18 protein-coding genes are annotated in these 17,492 nt (G+C 65.9%); 14 read left to right on the top strand and 4 right to left on the bottom strand.

Annotated features, from left to right (window positions below; genetic code table 11):
- Nucleotides 1–2 precede the first annotated feature (2 nt).
- From AC59JP_RS10040 to AC59JP_RS10010, 7 genes are read left to right on the top strand one after another with little or no spacing between them, the layout of a single operon-like run.
- Nucleotides 3–1,193: an FAD-dependent oxidoreductase gene (locus AC59JP_RS10040; RefSeq protein WP_497325605.1), complete on the top strand. Its 1,191-nt coding sequence runs from the start codon at nucleotides 3–5 to the stop codon at nucleotides 1,191–1,193.
- 26 nt (nucleotides 1,194–1,219) lie between these two features.
- Nucleotides 1,220–1,633 (top strand): cupin domain-containing protein, encoded by a 414-nt coding sequence (locus AC59JP_RS10035; protein WP_188547882.1) that lies wholly within the window; start codon nucleotides 1,220–1,222, stop codon nucleotides 1,631–1,633.
- Nucleotides 1,630–2,502 (top strand): NAD(P)-dependent oxidoreductase, encoded by an 873-nt coding sequence (locus AC59JP_RS10030; RefSeq protein ID WP_497325604.1) that lies wholly within the window; start codon nucleotides 1,630–1,632, stop codon nucleotides 2,500–2,502. Before AC59JP_RS10035 ends, AC59JP_RS10030 begins: the two co-directional genes overlap by 4 nt.
- A complete protein-coding gene (locus AC59JP_RS10025) occupies nucleotides 2,499–3,404 on the top strand; it encodes an alpha/beta fold hydrolase (protein ID WP_497325603.1) in 906 nt (301 codons plus the stop codon). The genes AC59JP_RS10030 and AC59JP_RS10025 overlap by 4 nt, the downstream gene beginning before the upstream one ends.
- A gap of 50 nt (nucleotides 3,405–3,454) precedes the next feature.
- Entirely contained in the window at nucleotides 3,455–4,321 is an 867-nt protein-coding gene (gene purU, locus AC59JP_RS10020; RefSeq protein WP_497325750.1) for a formyltetrahydrofolate deformylase, read from the top strand.
- 15 nt (nucleotides 4,322–4,336) lie between these two features.
- Nucleotides 4,337–5,194 carry a bifunctional methylenetetrahydrofolate dehydrogenase/methenyltetrahydrofolate cyclohydrolase FolD gene (gene folD / locus AC59JP_RS10015; protein ID WP_497325602.1) on the top strand — a complete coding sequence of 286 codons (858 nt, stop codon included), beginning with the start codon at nucleotides 4,337–4,339 and terminating at the stop codon, nucleotides 5,192–5,194.
- Entirely contained in the window at nucleotides 5,191–5,844 is a 654-nt protein-coding gene (locus AC59JP_RS10010) for a cyclase family protein (RefSeq protein ID WP_497325601.1), read from the top strand. The genes folD and AC59JP_RS10010 overlap by 4 nt, the downstream gene beginning before the upstream one ends.
- Nucleotides 5,845–5,848: 4 nt before the next feature.
- On the opposite strand, the gene AC59JP_RS10005 is transcribed toward AC59JP_RS10010, so the two are convergent.
- Nucleotides 5,849–7,366: an FAD-binding oxidoreductase gene (locus AC59JP_RS10005; RefSeq protein WP_497325600.1), complete on the bottom strand. Its 1,518-nt coding sequence runs from the start codon at nucleotides 7,364–7,366 to the stop codon at nucleotides 5,849–5,851.
- Between the two features lie 129 nt (nucleotides 7,367–7,495).
- Here AC59JP_RS10005 and AC59JP_RS10000 point away from each other — a divergent pair, with 129 nt between their 5' ends.
- Nucleotides 7,496–8,365, top strand: a complete 870-nt coding sequence (locus AC59JP_RS10000; protein WP_497325599.1) for an SDR family NAD(P)-dependent oxidoreductase — start codon at nucleotides 7,496–7,498, stop codon at nucleotides 8,363–8,365.
- Nucleotides 8,362–9,183: a dihydropteroate synthase gene (gene folP, locus AC59JP_RS09995; RefSeq protein ID WP_229746298.1), complete on the top strand. Its 822-nt coding sequence runs from the start codon at nucleotides 8,362–8,364 to the stop codon at nucleotides 9,181–9,183. The genes AC59JP_RS10000 and folP overlap by 4 nt, the downstream gene beginning before the upstream one ends.
- A 21-nt stretch (nucleotides 9,184–9,204) precedes the next feature.
- On the opposite strand, the gene AC59JP_RS09990 is transcribed toward folP, so the two are convergent.
- From AC59JP_RS09990 to AC59JP_RS09980, 3 genes are all read right to left on the bottom strand, one after another.
- Complete coding sequence (locus AC59JP_RS09990) at nucleotides 9,205–10,203, bottom strand: alpha/beta hydrolase (protein ID WP_497325598.1); 999 nt, start codon at nucleotides 10,201–10,203, stop codon at nucleotides 9,205–9,207.
- A gap of 64 nt (nucleotides 10,204–10,267) precedes the next feature.
- On the bottom strand, nucleotides 10,268–11,332 hold the full coding sequence (locus tag AC59JP_RS09985; RefSeq protein WP_497325597.1) for a hypothetical protein: 1,065 nt from the start codon (nucleotides 11,330–11,332) through the stop codon (nucleotides 10,268–10,270).
- Nucleotides 11,333–11,341: 9 nt separating this feature from the next.
- On the bottom strand, nucleotides 11,342–11,917 hold the full coding sequence (locus AC59JP_RS09980; protein ID WP_497325596.1) for a TetR/AcrR family transcriptional regulator: 576 nt from the start codon (nucleotides 11,915–11,917) through the stop codon (nucleotides 11,342–11,344).
- A 140-nt stretch (nucleotides 11,918–12,057) separates the two neighbouring features.
- Between AC59JP_RS09980 and AC59JP_RS09975 the strand changes: the two genes are divergently transcribed.
- The 5 genes from AC59JP_RS09975 (at nucleotide 12,058) to AC59JP_RS09955 (ending at nucleotide 17,435) form a co-directional block, all read left to right on the top strand.
- Nucleotides 12,058–12,999 (top strand): alpha/beta hydrolase, encoded by a 942-nt coding sequence (locus AC59JP_RS09975; RefSeq protein WP_497325749.1) that lies wholly within the window; start codon nucleotides 12,058–12,060, stop codon nucleotides 12,997–12,999.
- A gap of 759 nt (nucleotides 13,000–13,758) precedes the next feature.
- A complete protein-coding gene (locus tag AC59JP_RS09970; protein ID WP_497325595.1) occupies nucleotides 13,759–15,054 on the top strand; it encodes an MFS transporter in 1,296 nt (431 codons plus the stop codon).
- 209 nt (nucleotides 15,055–15,263) lie between these two features.
- Nucleotides 15,264–16,103, top strand: a complete 840-nt coding sequence (locus tag AC59JP_RS09965; RefSeq protein ID WP_497325594.1) for a citryl-CoA lyase — start codon at nucleotides 15,264–15,266, stop codon at nucleotides 16,101–16,103.
- Nucleotides 16,104–16,107: 4 nt separating this feature from the next.
- Complete coding sequence (locus AC59JP_RS09960; protein WP_497325593.1) at nucleotides 16,108–17,007, top strand: nitrilase-related carbon-nitrogen hydrolase; 900 nt, start codon at nucleotides 16,108–16,110, stop codon at nucleotides 17,005–17,007.
- Nucleotides 17,008–17,030: 23 nt separating this feature from the next.
- Nucleotides 17,031–17,435, top strand: coding sequence for an acyl-CoA thioesterase (locus AC59JP_RS09955; RefSeq protein ID WP_497325592.1), 405 nt, complete (start codon nucleotides 17,031–17,033; stop codon nucleotides 17,433–17,435).
- Nucleotides 17,436–17,492 lie beyond the last annotated feature (57 nt).

Raw genomic sequence — 17,492 nt, 5'->3', positions numbered from 1 at the left:
CGGTGAGCACGAATGATATCGCCGTCGTCGGCGCCGGCCCAGTGGGTGCGTTGACCGCACTCGGTCTCGCCCAACGCGGGCACCGAGTTCTCCTGCTCGAGTCGGAGCAGGAGCTTCCCACCGCGCCCCGCGCGATCGTCTACTACTGGCACGTCCTGGAGGGTCTCGATGCCCTCGGCGTCCTGGACGACATCGATGCCGCCGGGATCCGGAACACCGCGTTTCGAACCCGTGTCCTTGCCACCGGAGACGAAGCTGTGGTGTCCTTGGCGCCGCTGGAGACGGTGACGTCGCGCCCGTGGAACATTCACCTCGGCCAACACGACGTGGTGAGAATTGCTCTCGACCATCTGTCCCGCCTACCGAACGCCACCCTTCGACTCGGCGCCCCCGTGACCGCGGTTCGTCAGGACGGTAACGAGGTCGTCCTCGACGTCGGTGGGAATTCACCGGGTGAGGTGCGCGCGTCGTGGGTCGTCGGAGCAGACGGCGCACGCAGCGCCGTTCGCACGAGCCTCGGAATCGGCTTCGATGGGACCACGTGGAAAGACCGCTTCGTCGCCACCGATCTACGGTACCCGTTCGACGCGGCCGGACTCGGTAACGCCAACATGATGCTCGACCCCGAGAACGGTTGTGTCATAGCGCGTATCGACGAATCGACATGGCGTTGGACGTGGGGCGAGTCGGCCGAGCTTCCCGCCGAGACCGTCATGGATCGACTTCCGGCACGCCTTGCCGCACTGGGCTTTCCCGACGCGCCCTACGAGGTTGTCACCGCGACGCCGTACCGGATGCATCAACGCTCCGCCGACCGCATGCGTGATGGTCGGCTACTGCTCGCCGGCGATGCCGCGCACGCGACGAATCCGACGGGCGGGATCGGCCTCACCAGTGGCATGTACGACGTGTTCGCGCTGCTGGACCCACTGAGCGATGCCGTGAGCGGTTCGGGCGACGCCCCTCTGGACGCGTGGGCGGCCGAACGACTGCGCATCTTCGACGACTGCGCCTCACCGATGGCGACGGCATCGAAGCATCGGGTCTACGACGAGACCGACCGTGACGCGCTCGTCGGCTTCGTACGAGGCTCCGCCGAGGCCGTCGACGAGACGGAGGCCGTTCGCCGATTGTCCGCGATGACGGTGTTACGCAGCGGATTCCCTCGCCACCACACATCCTTCGTCCGATGATTCCTCGACCACAGCAGGAGAACACCATGTCCACGATCACGATTGCCCGAGGCGGACGCCAGGGATCGCCCACCGAACTCCGCACCGGCACCTTCGTCGGCGAGGTCTGGGGTGATCCGGTTCTGCCGGCCACCGAGGGTTGGTTGGTCAACAACGTCCACTTCGCCCCCGGCGGTCGGACCAACTGGCACACCCACGGTGTCGGGCAGGTTCTGATCGTCACCGCCGGTGAAGGATTCGTGTTCGACGAACACGGCAACGGGGGGCGTATCGGAGTCGGCGACGTCGTCCACATTCCCGGCGAGACGCAGCACTGGCACGGTGCCACCTCGAGCGCGTTCATGACACACACTGCGATCTCCGTGGGTGGCCACGACTGGGGTCGTGAGGTCACCGCCGAGGAGTACCGGCAGGCGCACGACCAGGAGTTCGGCGCATGACGCTGTCGATCGGATTCGTCGGGCTCGGGCGCATGGGGCGGCCGATGGTCGCGGCACTGCAGCGAGCGGGGTTCTCGGTGAGCTCGTACGACCGGTCGCCCGAAGCGCGGTCGGCGACCCCCGGCAGCGTCGACACCCTCGCCGACGTCACCGGTGATGTCGTCGTCCTGATGCTGCCGAACTCCGAGATCGTCGAATCGGTGCTGGCGGACCCGACATTCGCGGCCGTGCGTTCGGGCACCGTGGTGATCGACATGAGTTCGTCGGAGCCCGCGAGCACCTGCAGGCTCGGTGAGCAACTCGCCGCGGTGGGTGTGCACTATCTGGACGCGCCCGTCTCGGGTGGTGTGCCGCGCGCCGAGAACGCGAGTCTGACCGTGATGGCGGGCGGTCCTTCCGATGTGCTCGAGCGCGTTCGGACTGTGCTGGATGCTTTGGGAACCGTGACCCATGTGGGGGAGCTGGGTGCCGGTCACGCGATCAAGGCGTGCAACAACGTGCTGGTGGGTGTCACGCTCCTGGCGTCGGTCGAGGTGTTGGGCATCGTGCGTGCGTTCGGGGTGGACCCCGCAGTCGCGTTCGAGGTGATCAACAACTCCACCGGGCGTAGCTGGTCGAGTGAACACAAGGTACCGACGTTCGTGCTCACCGAGCAGTACCGCTCCGGATTCGGACTGGGGCTCCTCGCCAAGGACATGGGCATCGCGGTGGGACTCGCCGACGGACTGGGTGTCGAGCACGAGTTGCTCGCCTCGGCGACGGACATGTGGCGACGGGCCGATGCCGAATTGTCCGGCGACGCCGACCACACGTCGATCGCGGAATGGGTTGCGGCGCAACTGGTACCTGTCACGGAAGGTGTGTCGTGACCACCGTCGGGCAGCGCTGGATTCTCGACCCCGACCACACGGACGCGGCAATGTTCGTCGAGACGCGAGCGCTGGACTCCTCTCGTGGGCCCTCGGTCGTCCTCGTGCACGGTGGAGGTGGGCAGGGGACGGACTGGGGCACCACGCCCGACGGCCGCGCCGGATGGGCGGACCTGTTCGTGGAACAGGGCTTTCGGGTCCACGTCGTCGACCGGCCCGGACACGGGCGGTCACCCGGCCGCACCCCCGCCCCCGCGGCTCTGGCCATGACGGCTCGGGTGTTCGCGCAAGGTGCGCGGCCCGAACACACCCAGTGGCCCGGACCGGGAGGTATCGACGACCTCGCGGTGCGCATCCTCGCCGCATCCGCGACGGGACTGCCCGCGGATCTGGTTGCGGCGCAACGGGTTGAAGCTCGACTCCTCGTAACCCTGCTGGAGGAGATCGGACCGTCCGCGGTGGTTCCGCATTCGCTCGGCGCCTGCGCGGCGTGGCTCGTGGCCGAGTCGCGGCCCGATCTGGTGTCCGCGGTGGTCGCGCTCGAGCCCGCCGGGCCTCCGTACCTGGACGTGACGGGTACACCGCTGCGACTGCCCGCCGGGATCACCGCCGCACCACTGTTTCACGGAGCGCGAGCCGCGGGGTTGGCCTCGGTGCCCGTCGCGATCGTCGAGGGCGACACCTCGCCGATGGGCGCCGCGTGCGGCCCGGTTGCCGATTTTCTTCGCCAGGCAGGAGTGACGGTGGACCACATCGTCCTCGCCGAGAGGGGGCTCCGTGGGAACGGTCACGGACTCGCTCTCGAACTCAACAACCGCGAGGTTCTCGGTGTGGTCCTCGACTGGATCGCCGCGAACGCGCGAACACCGTCCCTACTTCCCGAAACAGGAGAGCACTCGTGACCAGTTCATCGCTCACGACCGCCCGCACCCAACCGGCGACCGCCGGCAGCGTGCAGGCCACCGACCCCGATCTCGCTCGTCTCGTCGTGCGCTGTCAGGACCAACCGGGCGTCGTCGCCACCGTCGGTGGATTTCTGACCCGAGCCGGTGCGAACATCGAGTCCCTGCAGCAGCACACGACAGCGCCGAACGGGGGAATGTTTTTCCAACGCACGGAGTTCCGGCTTCCAGGGCTGTCAGCGGCGCGAGAGGAGCTGGAGGCCGGCTTCGCCTCCGAGGTTGCGGCTGACCTCGGGATGGAGTTCACGCTCACCGAGGCCGCCAAGCCCAAGCGTGTTGCGATCATGGTGTCGAAGACCGACCACTGCGTGCTGGACTTGTTGTGGCGCAATCGCCGTGGAGAACTGGACATGACCATCGCCATGGTCATCTCCAACCACGCCGACCTCGCGGCCGACGTACGCCCCTTCGGAGTGCCGTTCTTCCACATTCCGGCGACCAGGGAGACGCGAGCCGAGGCCGAAGAACGTCAGCTCGATCTGCTGCGTGACAACGTCGATCTGGTGGTGCTCGCACGCTACATGCAGATCATCACTCCTTCCTTCCTGGCTTCGGTCGGCGCGCCGCTGATCAACATTCACCACTCGTTCCTGCCCGCCTTCATCGGCGCCGGGCCCTACCAGAAGGCCAAGGAGCGCGGCGTGAAGCTGGTCGGAGCGACCGCGCATTACGTGACCGAGGATCTGGACGAGGGGCCGATCATCGAGCAGGACGTCGTCCGCGTCGATCACAGACACCGGACCTCGGACCTGGTTCGGCTGGGTGCCGACGTCGAACGCGCCGTCCTCTCACGCGCGGTGCGCTGGCACTGCGAGGACCGTGTCGTCCGGCACGGCAACTCCACCATGGTGTTCTGAAGGAGACGACGATCCATGACTGCTCGACTGATGGACGGCAAGGCGGTCGCCCGAACCGTGCGCGACGAGGTCGCCGCCGACGTGTCGGCGCTCGTCGCATCAGGGCGCCCGGCGCCCGGTCTCGCGACGGTGCTGGTCGGCGACGACCCGGCCTCGGAGGTGTACGTACGCAACAAGCGCCGGCAGTGCACCGAAGCCGGGATGGCGGACCTGCACCGCCACCTTCCCGCCGACATCACTCAATCCGCGCTGGAGGCAGTGCTGGACGAGTTGGCCGCCGATTCTGCGGTGTCGGGAATCCTGCTTCAGCTGCCCGTACCGAAGCACCTCGACACCACAGCCCTTCTCGCGCGCATTCCGGCGAGCAAGGACGTCGACGGATTGACCGTCACCAACGCGGGGTTGCTCGCCCGCGGCCGCGTCGGCCTGGTTCCCTGCACGCCCGGTGGAGTGATGCGGTTGCTCGACGAGTACGGCGTGGCCCTGTCGGGTGCCGATGCGGTGGTGATCGGCCGGTCGGAACTGGTGGGTCGCCCGATGGCCCAGCTACTTCTGCAGAGGGATGCGACGGTGACCCAATGTCATTCGCGGACCAAGGATCTGACTGCGGTGTGCCGCAGGGCCGATGTCATCGTCGTGGCCGCCGGGGTGCCGGGCATCCTGGGCGGTGATGCCGTGATGCCCGGCGCCACGGTGATCGATGTCGGCATCCACCGCACTCCCGACGGCTTGACCGGTGACGTGCGTTTCGCCGAGGTGGAACCGGTGGCCGGACTGCTCACCCCGGTGCCGGGCGGCGTGGGCCCGATGACGATCGCCATGCTTCTCGCGAACACCGTGGCGGCGGCGCGTGCCCTCGGCGACGTCGCGTGATCCCCTGGACGGACCTGTCACATCGGCTCGATCCGAGTGCGCCGCGCATCCCGATCTTCCCGCCTCCGACTTTCGCGACCGTGGCCGAGATGCCCGCAGATCCGATGACGGTGAGCCGGATGGACATGGTGGTGCACACCGGAACTCACGTCGATGCCCCGTGTCACTTCGTGGCCGGCGCCGAGAGTATCGACGAGATCGACCTGTCGAGACTGACGGGAGAGGGTGTCGTGTGTCGCGTCGACGCCGGCGAGGACGAGGTGTACGGCGTCGAGGCTCTGCTCGATCGCGGTCTCGTACGTGCCGGCGACATCGTCGTCCTCGACACGGGATGGTGGCGTCACGCCGGCACCCCGCTCTATGCACGGCATCCCTCGTTGTCGGTCGAACTCGCGCAGTGGCTCGTCGGCCAGGACGTGTCCATGGTCGCCGTCGACACCGGCACCCCGGACCTGCCTGTGCCGCTGCGTGCCGACGGGTTCACGTGGCCCGTCCACCTGATCCTGCTCGGCGCGGGAGTGTTGATCGCCGAACACCTCACCGACCTCGCCCCCTTGTCAGGGCAGCGGGTCGAATTGATTCTGGCCCCGTTGAACATCCGGGGTTCCGACGGCGCGCCCGTGCGCGCCGTCGGTCGTCCCCTGCTCTGAACCGTCAGACCTGCCGGAAGCGCCGTCCCCAGATTCCGGATTTTCCGGGCTGGAGGATGCCGCCCGGATCCAGGGCGTCCTTGATCGTCTCGTTCAGCCGCATGAGCGCGTTGTCGTTGAAGTCGAGCGTCGACGCCACCTGATCCATGTGGTGCAGGTTGGTCCGGTAGATCGGGTAGCCACGCTCACTCATGACGGACACCATGCGTGCGTAGTTGTCGTACACCCGTTCCGTCTGCTCGGCGTTCGTCGAGTCGAAGAACATCGTGCTGATGTGGATCACCGAACGCGGGGACAGCATCAGGCCGGAGAAGAACTGCTCACCCGTCTCCTGATACAACGAGCGCATCAGCCGTGATGTCTCGACCACGTCCTTTCCGCGGAGCGGACCGACGGGTGAGAAGTCCAGGTGCGCAGTCGTCTTGCCGTACATCGTTTCGAAGAGGGCGAGGATGTCCATGTCGGGGATGCCTGCCATGACGCGGTCCTCGTGCCCGGCGTGGCTCGTGCGGTCCGTACCCGCGTAGTCGCGGCGTCGGAGCGTCGCCGTGGGGATCGTGCCGAGGGTGCGCTCGACAGCGACCCAGTGGGCGTCGACGGCTTCCGACGTGCCGTACAGGGCGAATCTCGCCAACCAGCGGGAGGCATCGGGATCGAAGGACGGGTTGCCGTCCTCGTCGAGGCGGACCCCGCGCATGATCGTCGGATAGTTGGTGACCGTGTTACCGAGCATGAGCTCGCGCATACCGTCGGCGACCGCCTCGAGGGCGTCGTCGCCGCTGAACTCCACCCAGCACGAGGCATACTTCTCCGGGCGTCGCTGCAGCCAGAAGCCCATCTTGGTGATGATGCCCAGTCCCGACGAATGGAACAGCCCCTGCAACTGCGGGCCGAACGGGTGGCGGTAGACGTGCGCCACCTCGCTGTTCGGCATCGCCCACATCCCGGTGCGGACCACCTCTCCGTTCGCCAGCACGATCTCCATGCCGCACACGTTCTCGGCGTGGTCGCCGTACTGGGTGTATCCGCGGCCGTACTCGGTGCAGTTGCCGATGACACTGCCCCAACCGAGGTCGGGAATGGACGTCCAGAGCCGTCCTCCGGCCGCCTCGAGAGCCTCGTAGAGATCGAACCAGCGCACTCCGGGCTCGACGACGACGTACGCGAGGTCCTCGTCGATCTCGAGGACCTTGTTCATCTCGCGGAGGTTGACGACGACCGAGCCCTTCACTCGCGGCGCCGGGCCGCCGTAGGTGTTGTTGCGGCCCTGGCTGAAGGTCCACAGCGGCACCCGGCACTCGCCGGCTATGCGCACGACGGCCTGAACCTCCTCGGTGGACGTGGGGCTGACGACAGCGGACGCGTCCCAGTCGGCCGACCCCTGCGCGGTGTACGGGTCGCGGAACTCTTCGATGGTGGCGGTGTCGGTGCGGACCTTGTCGGCGCCGATCACCTCGGCGATGCGGGTCAGGGCGCGGTCGAGGTCGCCGAGGTCGATCGGTGGTGTGGAGAGAGTAGTCATGACCCCAGCGTCGGTGACGCCCGTCACGAGTCGCATCCATGAGGCGACCAGTGGCACGGTTCCCGGACGTGCACCACCGGTGGTCCCACCGATGCGACGGGTACGTCGCACCGACGAGCATTGCCTGCCATGAAGACAGTGACAGGCAGAGTGGCCGTCGTCAGCGCTGCGGCCAGCGGAATCGGACGAGCGACGGCCGACCGGTTGGCGGCAGCGGGAGCCAAGGTCGTCATGGCGGACGTCGAGGCGTCGGCACTCGCGACCGCCGTCGACGAGGTGCGGGCAACGGGCGGCGAGGCGATCGGGGTACGTACCGATGTCAGTCGCGTCGAGGACATCGAGACGTTGGCCGAGCGCACCCTCGACGAGTACGGCGCGGTCCACATCCTGTGCAACATCGCCGGCGTCGAGGGCGGTGCACCGTTCGGAGAGCTCTCCCGCCGCACGTGGGAGTGGGTCATGGGGGTCAATTTCTGGGGCACTCTCGACGCGTGTCGAGTGTTCCTCCCGCACCTGATCGCGCAGGACGAGGCGCACATCGTCAATTGCGCGTCCATGGCCGGGTTCGCCACCGGACTGCCCACCTTCCATCCGTACGTCACGTCCAAGTTTGCCGTCGTCGGGATGACCGAGAACCTCGAAGTGGAACTTCGGACGACCACCGCACCGCACGTGGGAGTGAGCCTGCTCTCGCCCGGACTGGTGAAGACGAACATGAACAAGTCCGAACGCAACCGACCGACGGGCGTCCCGGCGACCGACACACAGGATCTGCGCAGGCAGGTTCATGCCAACATCGACGAGCAAACCGAGAAGTTCGGTGTCACACCCGCACACGTCGCCGACTTGGTGCTGGCGGGCATCATCGAAAACCGGTTCCACATCCTCACCCACCCCGAACCGACGATCGCCGCATTCCGCAGCAGGTTGGCGTGGATGGAGGACGGCACTCCGCCTCGCTCTCCCTCCGAGGTCGAGGACGCGGCCGCGCAGCGATGACGGGGACTCGCCTGATGGGGATCGTGAACGTCACACCGGACTCGTTCTCCGACGGCGGGAAACACGTCGACCCTCGGCGGGCGGTCGAGCATGCGCAACGGATGATTGCCGACGGCGCTGATCTGGTCGATGTCGGCGGCGAGTCCACCCGGCCCGGAGCGGTGCGGGTGGACGCCGACGAGGAACAGCGGCGGGTCCTGCCGGTCGTACGGGACCTGGTCGCGTCCAGGGTGGCCGTCAGTGTCGACACGATGCGGGCCCGCACGGCCGCGGCTGCCCTCGAGGCGGGCGCCGTCGTGATCAACGATGTCAGCGGCGGCCTCGCCGACCCCGACATGTCCGCTGTCGTCGCCGGATCCGGTGCGACGTACGTCGTGACGCACTGGCGGGGTCACAGCGCCGAGATGGTGACCCTCGCGCACTACGACGATGTCGTCGGTGACGTGTGTTCCGACTTGTTGCGGCGCGTCGACGAACTGGTGGCTGCGGGCGTCGACGGCGCGCAGATCATCCTCGACCCCGGCCTGGGTTTCGCGAAACGAGTCGAGCACGACTGGCGCCTGCTCGCCTCGCTGCACCGGATCGTCGAGCTCGGCTTTCCCGTGCTCGTTGGAGCGTCACGGAAATCGTTTCTCGGGGAGATCACCCGCAAGCCCGACGGGACCGTCGACCCGCCGGCCGACCGCGACGTCACCACCGCTGCCGTGACGGCTCTCGCCGTGGCCGCCGGTGTCGCCGTGGTGCGGGTGCACGACGTCGCCGCCAACCTGCGAGCGGTGGCGTGCGCTGCGCCGCAAAGGATCAGCTGCCGCGCGTAGGCGGAGCCGGCAGGTCTGGTGTCAGCGTTCCAACGCCCGGAGGAAGAACTCGTGCCGAGTCGCACCGGCCGCTTGCGTCAGCGCGGCATTGGCCACCATCTCGTATCCGTGGAAGCCTCCGCCCCACAGGTGGAAGTCGACACTGACGCCGGCTTGGGAGAGTCGCTGTGCGTATTCCAAATCTTCGTCTCGGAAGACCTCGACCGAGCTGACGTCGATGTATGTCCGCGGCAGATCCGCCAAGTTCTCGGCGCGCGCCGGAGCGGCGTACTCGGATACTTCCGAACCTCCTCGACGGTCGCCCAAGAGCGCCGACCAGCCGAACTCGTTGGAATAGCTCGTCCACACCGCGGACTCACGCGCCACCATGCGTGAGCTGTGGGTGATGAAACGGTCGTCGAGCATCGGGCAGCACAGGATCTGGTGAGTGAGGTGCGGAAAGCCGCGGTCGCGCGCTACTAGGGCGATTCCTGCGGCGAGCCCGCCTCCGGCGCTGATGCCGCTGACCAGGATGCGGTCGGCGTCGATTTCAAGGAGATCCGAATTGTTAGCTGCCCAACATAATCCGGTGTAGCAGTCGTTCACCGGTGTGGGATCCGGATGCTCCGGAGCCACCCGGTACTCGAGGGAGGCGACGACGGCGTGTCCCTCGGCTGCGTAACGCAGGAGTGACTCCAACCCGATGTGCCGCCCACCGATCACCATGCCGCCGCCGTGCAGGAAGTAGACGAGTGGCCACGGACCGTCCCCGACGGCAGGCTTGAGGACCGTCATCTGCAGACCGGTGTCCCCGTCGTCGCTCGGAACCACGATCTCCTCGACACGTACTCGTCCACCCGCAGTCCAGTCGACCTCCTCAGCGCCGGGAAGGCCGTTCATGCTGATCGACCGCACCTCCTCGAGGGTGTCGGGGCCCAGCGCGGGGAGCGCACTCAGGAGCATCTCCAGAGGAGGAACGAGTTCGGGATCGAGCGGCGGAGCGAGCGGGAGCGAGGTCGGTGTCGGATCTGTTCGAGTCATGACGACAGTCAACAGTCGCAGCGTGGTCTGTCACAGCCGCCAATCGCGTCGAGTGTGGCCTACATCACCCGCCATCTGGCGGTCGGCGCCCCGGAAGGTGGTCCACGACCCTGCCCGTCCTGTTCTGCGCGGCGCGAGAGATGCGCCAGAGGAGAAGCGTCGTACTGGCTCGCGGGTAACCGGTGGGACTGAGGACGGTGTACCCGAGTTGGCTCTGAAGCCAGTCGAGGCGTTGTTGCAGTGTCGAGTGGTGGAGGTTCTGCCGACGGGCGGCCTCGCGCACGCTGCTGTGGCTCAGGATGCTGTCGAGCAGTCCGGTGACCCAGTGTCGTTGCAGCCGTAACGTTTCCAATGCCTGCACGTCCGCCGACCTGGATGCGGTGGTGGCATCGATGTTGTCGATCAGATCCGCCACGGCGCCGAGATCGTCGTGGCAGACGTGCGCCGGGCCACCGGTGGCCGGGTTCACGGCGATCTTGAGGGCGGCCACGGCGCGCTGCCAGCGCGTGCACACCATGAGCCCGTCCGCGACCGTGAAACCGGCCGCCGCATCGTCCGGAACGCCGGCGAGTGCGGGCCGGGTCGAGAGCAGGTGGATGCGCGCGCCGTCCGCGGTCATTCCGATCGGTGTGCGGCGGGCATCGCCGGGCAACGTCGCCACGATGACGACCGGTCCCGTCAAACCGAGTGTGGCCAGGGCGGCACTGCGCTGCACCGGAACGGTATCCGCGTCACAGGCGATCCGGATCGCCGCGATCAGCGGATGTCGATCTCGGGGTTGTTTGACCGATTGCAGGCTGCGGGCAAAACGCTCCAGGATCAGATGATCCAGCGGCCAGGGTGGTCCGGTCCGGTTCAGCCAGACCGTGATACCCCCGAACTGCTCGAGGTGGGGCCGATCCGACAGGTCCGGTGTCGAGGATGTGCGACCGCGTTCGTCCACCTCGATGGGCAACCCCCGATCGGGGTCGTCGAATCCCGCGCCGCAGTCGGCGAGGACCGTGACTGCACGGAGCAGCGCGGTCGCAGGGACGCGCTCGTCGACCAAGGTGTCGAAGTGCTCGATGACCCGCAGTGCCGACGCTGCGTCGTCGTCGATGGCGGTTAGCTTGATGATCCAGTCACGCACCGCTGTCCCTCATGTTCCCGCCTCTGTGGGTGTGAGAACCGACAACGCCTCGCGGGCGAGCGGTTCCAGACGCAAGTCGGACGATGCCCAGGTCTCGATGACGGTGGTCAGCACGGCGGCCACCGCGGCGGCTCGTGCGCGCGCCTGGAGTGCCGATTGGGTGGGGTCGCGTTCCTGCACGAGTTCCACGAGACCTTCCTGAGCTGCTCGGCCGGCAGCGAGCCACGCGGAGTGGAGGGCGGGCGTGGACAGTACGACGCGCAGTTCTCTGCGTTGACGATCGTTCCCCGACACCGAGACGAAGGCATCGGCAACCGCATCGGCGAACGACAGCGCGCGTCGTGCGCGTATCTCGGACGTCAACTCGGCCGGACCGTTGACGAGTCCGGACGTCAGTGCGTCGTCCTTGCTCGAGCAGTATCGATAGAACGTGCGTAGGGATACTCCTGCGGCCTCCGCGACTTGCTCGACGGTGGTGCGGTCGTATCCCTGCTTCTCGAACAGGTGCAGGGCTGCGTCGGCGATGTCACGTCTGGTGCTCGCACGGCGGCGGTCTCGCAAGGGAGCGAGCGCCTCGTCTGTCATTCGGCCAGTATCCCAGATCCTCTATGCCATGATGGGCCATGATGGCACGTTGTGCCAGTTCTCTGGCTCCGAGGAGAGAACATGTCAGCAGTGTCGTCAGCCGCCCCGGTCGCCGAGTGCGCACTCGTCCTGTGAGCACAATGGGCTGGAGGGTGCGACTGCTCGGGTGGCTCATGCCGGACAACATGATCGTCGGCAAGTCACCGTCGCAGATCGCGAGGCTGCAAGAACCGAGGCCTCATTCCTTCCTCATGGATCTCGTCGCAGGTTCGATGAAGCCCGGGGTCACCGTCGAGGACGACTACGCCCGAGGAGGGGACGGCCGCATCCCGATCCGTTCGTATCGACCTACGGCGCTGTCGGGCCCGCTTCCCCTTATCGTCCTGATCCACGGCGGTGGGTGGACGGTCGGCACGCTGAATCAGTACGACTCCATGGCCAGCAGCATCGCGCTGGGTGCAGACGCGGTCGTCGTCTCGCTGGACTACCGGCTCGCACCCACCCATCCCTTCCCGGCTGCCGCCGAGGATTGCTATTTCGCCTTCGTGGACGTGGTGAGCCGTGCGCAGCAGTGGGGTGCCGACGGTTCGCACGTCGCTCTGGTGGGTGACAGTGCGGGAGGCAACCTCGTCGCGGTGACGGCCATGCTCGTGCGTGATCGGGGCGGACCCGCGATCGCGTTGCAGGCGCTCGTCTATCCGGCCACCGATCTGACTCTCTCCAGTCCCTCGGTGCACGAGAACGCGGGCATGCCCGTGCTCAAACGCACCACGTTGGAGGCCTACGTCGCCCTGTACGTGCCCGACCGCGCCGACCGCGCCGCCCCGACGGCGTCGCCTCTGCTGGCGGAGAACCATGAGGGACTACCACCCGCCCTGGTACAGATCGCAGAACTCGATCCCATCCGCGACGACGGGTTCCGGTATGCGGAGGCCCTGCGCGCGGCGGGTGTGTCGGTTCGACTCACGGAGTACGTCGGGATGCCGCACGGCTTTCTTTCGTTCCCGCGCTTCGCCCGAAGTGCGCCGCAGGCGTTCTCCGAACTCCTTCGCGAGCTGCAGACCCACCTCATGCCGAACTGACTCATGCTGGCGGAACGGATCAGCGCCGCACCCGAAGTGGCGGACGCTACGCGAGCCTTTTTGGATCCGCACATGAGCATCCCGCCGAGAGACTTCTTCGGCTCGGCCCCTGCGCGATCGAATTCGATGCTGATAACAGCGCGCTCCAGTCTGTCCGGACGTCGTTCCACGAGTGGTCGAACATCGACTACAGATCACGTGCGGCAGGTAGTGCCGGGTTGTCTCGGGATCGGCCCTGGAAGCAGCATTCGTGACGGTGGTGATGCTGCATATGTGCTGGAACCGATCTGATAAGGCTTCGATCGCGCTTGTGGCCACGACCGTTTGCAAAGTGTGGGGCGTTCAGTACCGAGGCTGAGTGCCGTGCCTGTTTCCCGACTACCGACACCGGCCATAGCCCAAACCACATCGCACCGTCCGGCCACCGTGCGTGAGGTAGTCGCGCCTCGCGGTACGACAGTCGAATCCTCTCGGGCGACTTTCGAGCGCGGGTGGGCGACCGGTAACGAGACGCCGTTCGGAGCCCCGGTATTCGCCGGGACCATGCGCAGCTCGCTGACCGGTTTTCGGTTCCTCGGCCCGTCGGTACCGATGACCTCACCGAGAGCAAACCGCGCGCACACGAAGGCCATCAATCCCGAGTTGCGCCCTATGAGACTTACAAGGCGACAGGCCGAGAACCAGACAAACTCCACTGTTCGCCCCCGAGTATTCCGCCTACCTTCTCCTGGATCGATCCGACGAGGAAAGAGATACGAGATGAAGAAGGCTTATTTAGCCAGCATCATTGGCACAGTCATCGAGTGGTTCGACTTCTACATCTATGCAGTGGTGGCAAGCCTTGTCATCAACAAAGCCTTCTTCTCCGGAGCCAGTCCAGCAGCAGGCACCCTGGCAGCGTTCGCCACCTTTGCTGCCGGCTATCTTGCGCGTCCGATCGGCGGAATCATATTCGGTTGGCTCGGAGACAGAATCGGACGCAAACAGATCCTCACAGTGACCCTCGTTCTCATGGGCGTCGCCTCGTTCGGTACAGGAGTGCTTCCGACCTACGAGCAAATTGGAATCATCGCCCCAGTAGTTCTCGTGATCCTACGGATCATCCAAGGAATCGGCGTCGGGGGCGAGTATGGTGGCGCGGTACTCATGATGGCCGAGCACGGCCACCGGTCAAAATTTCGCGGGTTTCTGACCTCGTTGACCAGTGCATCTGCGGCTGTCGGATTTCTTCTTGCTTCGGGAACTATGGCGATCATCTCTGCGGTCACCACGACTCGACAGTTCGAGACTTGGGGCTGGCGAATCCCGTTCATCGCCAGCATTTTACTTCTGGTATTCGGATTCTGGCTGCGCCGTAACATCGACGAAAGCCCGGTGTTCTTGGCGACGAAGGAAGCCAAGCGGACAGTTCGCCATCCGTTCGTTGAAATCTTCCGCCGCTACCCCCGCGAGCTAGCCGTTTCCTTCGCGCTGCCAGTCGGTACCGCAGCCACGTATTCGCTAGTTCTTGTCTTTGCAGTGGCATACGCGAAGCAGTTTGGATTCACCAGCGGTCAACTTCTCGCCATGACGACCGCAGCCCAGGCTGTATATCTCCCCATGTTGATTGGTTCCGGGCTCATCTCGGATTTTGTTGGTCGCAAACTTCCGATCGCGGTCGGTGCGACTGGCGTTGCGCTATGGGGTTTTGCCTTTTGGCCCTTGCTCGGTACCGGTTCGTGGTGGCTTGCCTTCCTAGGATTCGTCGGATGCTTTGCCTGCATTGCCGGAATGTATGGGCCGTTGGCAGGGTTCCTGTCGGAGCTCTTTCCCCCCGAAGTCGGTTACTCCGGGGTCTCCTTCGGGTACCAGGTCTCGTTCGCCATCGCGGGCGGACTCACCCCCGTTATCGCTGAGGCAAGTATCGGCGGGACCGGCGACTGGCTGCTTGTTGCCGTAATGATGGCGGTGGCGGGGGGATGCACTGTTGCGGGCCTGGCGCTCAGTCGAGGCCTCGGTCACCAAAATCATGCCGACATGCCCCCCGGCGAGGTAGAGGTGCCCAGCAGAACCTGATTTGTCGGTGGTCTCCGACCGACACTCGCAGCTTCGGTAGCAACTGCCACATTCGGCTTACCCCCGAACGTCGGCACACCTTCTCGCCCATCGTGAGCCTTCCAACGTTTCCTCGCTCGTTTGGTTGATATGCCAGCGGTTTCCCGAACGTGAACGGCTTACCGTCAACCCAGCGACGTCATCACTCGACACCCGACCGAGAGCAGCGCATGAGCGAGAACACAGCATCCCCGAAGTACTGGCACACCGCGATCAGCGAGATCACGCCGGAGACGGTGTACGTCCGCGGTTACAAGCTGGACGATTTGATCGGTCTGTCCTTCACCGCGTCCATCTACCTGATGATCAAGGGACGGTTGCCATCCCCGCAGGAGACCCGCGTTCTCGATGCCGTGATGACCGGTGTTCTCGACTACGGCTTGGAGAAATCCGGTACCGCGGCAGCACGCTACGTCGTGTCGTGCAACCCGAACATGCAGGCCGGCATGGCCGCTGCGACGTTGAGTGCCGGGGACTACGGGCTGGCCACCGAGAACACCGCCCGCTTCATCGCTGAGACCCATCGGAGTTTCGTCGAGTCGGGCGCCACCGACATGGACGCCTTCGCCGATGACGTGGTCGCGGACGCCCGCACGAACAAGCGCCGCATCCCCGGCTTCGGCCACCCGGTGTTCAGGAACGTCGACCCGCGTGCGCAGATATTGAAGGACATCGCCGTCGACGCGGGATTGTGGGGTGAGCCGGTCGAGTTGTACGAGGCCGTGCACCGTGCCTTCATCAAGACTCCGGGTCGTGAACATTTTCCCATGAACGACGTCGCAGTGATGGCCGCAATCACGGTGGCACTCGGCTTCACCCCGGAGGAGTCCACTGCCCTGGCGATCATCGGAACGCTGCCCGGCATCGTGGCGCACATCTCGGAAGAAATGACCTCGCGGACGGTGCAGCGATCGATTCCCCGAGACACGGTCGACTACGAGGTGTCGCGGCGCGACCTCCGGACCGATTTGGCGGCGGCAGGCTGGCCGCAGGAACACAAGGAGAGCTGACGCAATGACCACCCTCAGGATTGCCACTTCCACATTCGAGCTGCGGTCGGAAAGCAGTGTCGACGCTCTCCTCGAGCACATGGGCGATATGGTGCGCCGCGCTGCCGCGGACAACGCCGAACTGGTGGTGCTTCCCGAGTTCGCCAGCACCGGGCTGCTCGGTTCGATCGCCGACCACGACGTGACGGCAGCTACCATCACCTCGGACTACCGAGACATTCTCGCGCCCTTGTTCCACGACATCGTCGGCGGTGTCAGCGCCCTTGCGGTGGAACACGGTGTCGTCGTCGTGGGAGGTAGTCACAACCGCATCGCCGAGGACGGCTCCCTGCGCAACACTGCGGTCATCGCTCACCCCGACGGTCGAGTGGAGTTCCAGGACAAGATCCACCTGACACCCAACGAACATTCGATGGGTGCTCAGGGCGGGGACCAGGTACTGGTGACCACGATCGGACCGTTCACCGCCGGAGTACTCATCTGCGCCGACATCCAGTTCCCCGAGCTGTCCCGTTACCTGGTGGCCCGCGGCGTCGATCTCATCATCTGCCCATCCCTCACCTGGAACCGTCGCGGCGTACACCGGGTGCGCATCGGATGCCAGGCTCGCGCCATCGAGAACCAGCTGTTCGTGATCATGTCGGCGCTCGTCGGCAACAGCGGGTTTCCTGTCGACGCAACCCTCTACGCGGTGGGCAACGCGCTGGTGTCGACCCCGGTGGATCGGACGTTCGGCATCAACGATGGGCTACTCGCGATTGCCGAGGATCAACGCGAGAACCTCGTGTTCGCCGACCTCGATCATGCACTCGTCGAGAAGTCTCGAGCCAATCCCGAAGCGCCCGGCCTGTCATTACGTCGCACCGATGTGTTCGCCGCCTTGCGTTCCGAAGCCGACTACTGATGCCGGTGGTACTGCACCACAGGGTGCGATACCACGAGACCGATGCCCAAGGGTTCCTCTTCAACAGCAGGTTCCTCGAGATCGCGGACGTGGGTCTGACCGAGTTCGTCCGCGCGGTCGGTTGGCCGTACCCCCGCCTCCTCGCCGCGGGAGTAGACCCCTCGGTGGTCAGAGCCGCGGTCGAGTTCAACTCGCCGGCGCGCTTCGAGGACGTCCTCGCCGTCGATGTCGCGTGCACGCACGTGGGACGGTCGAGCTTCCGGTTGCTGACGCGGGTGACGCGCGAGCACACGGTGATCGCGGAGATGGATCTGACCTATGTCGCCGTCGACCCTGTCGCCGCCACCTCCCGCCCACTTCCGGCCGACGTCGCCGACGCGCTGCGGAGCAGCCATATCGTCCCGTTCAGCTCAGGAGACTCCACGTGAGTAGCTGCATCCCCGCCGACGATGTCATCACCGCCCCGAGCTGACCGGCCACGCACG

The sequence above is a fragment of the Rhodococcus sp. 320_ES genome, from assembly GCF_059691855.1.
Note: the sequence above shows the minus strand (reverse complement) of the source record. Positions and strands in the feature narration are given on the sequence as shown.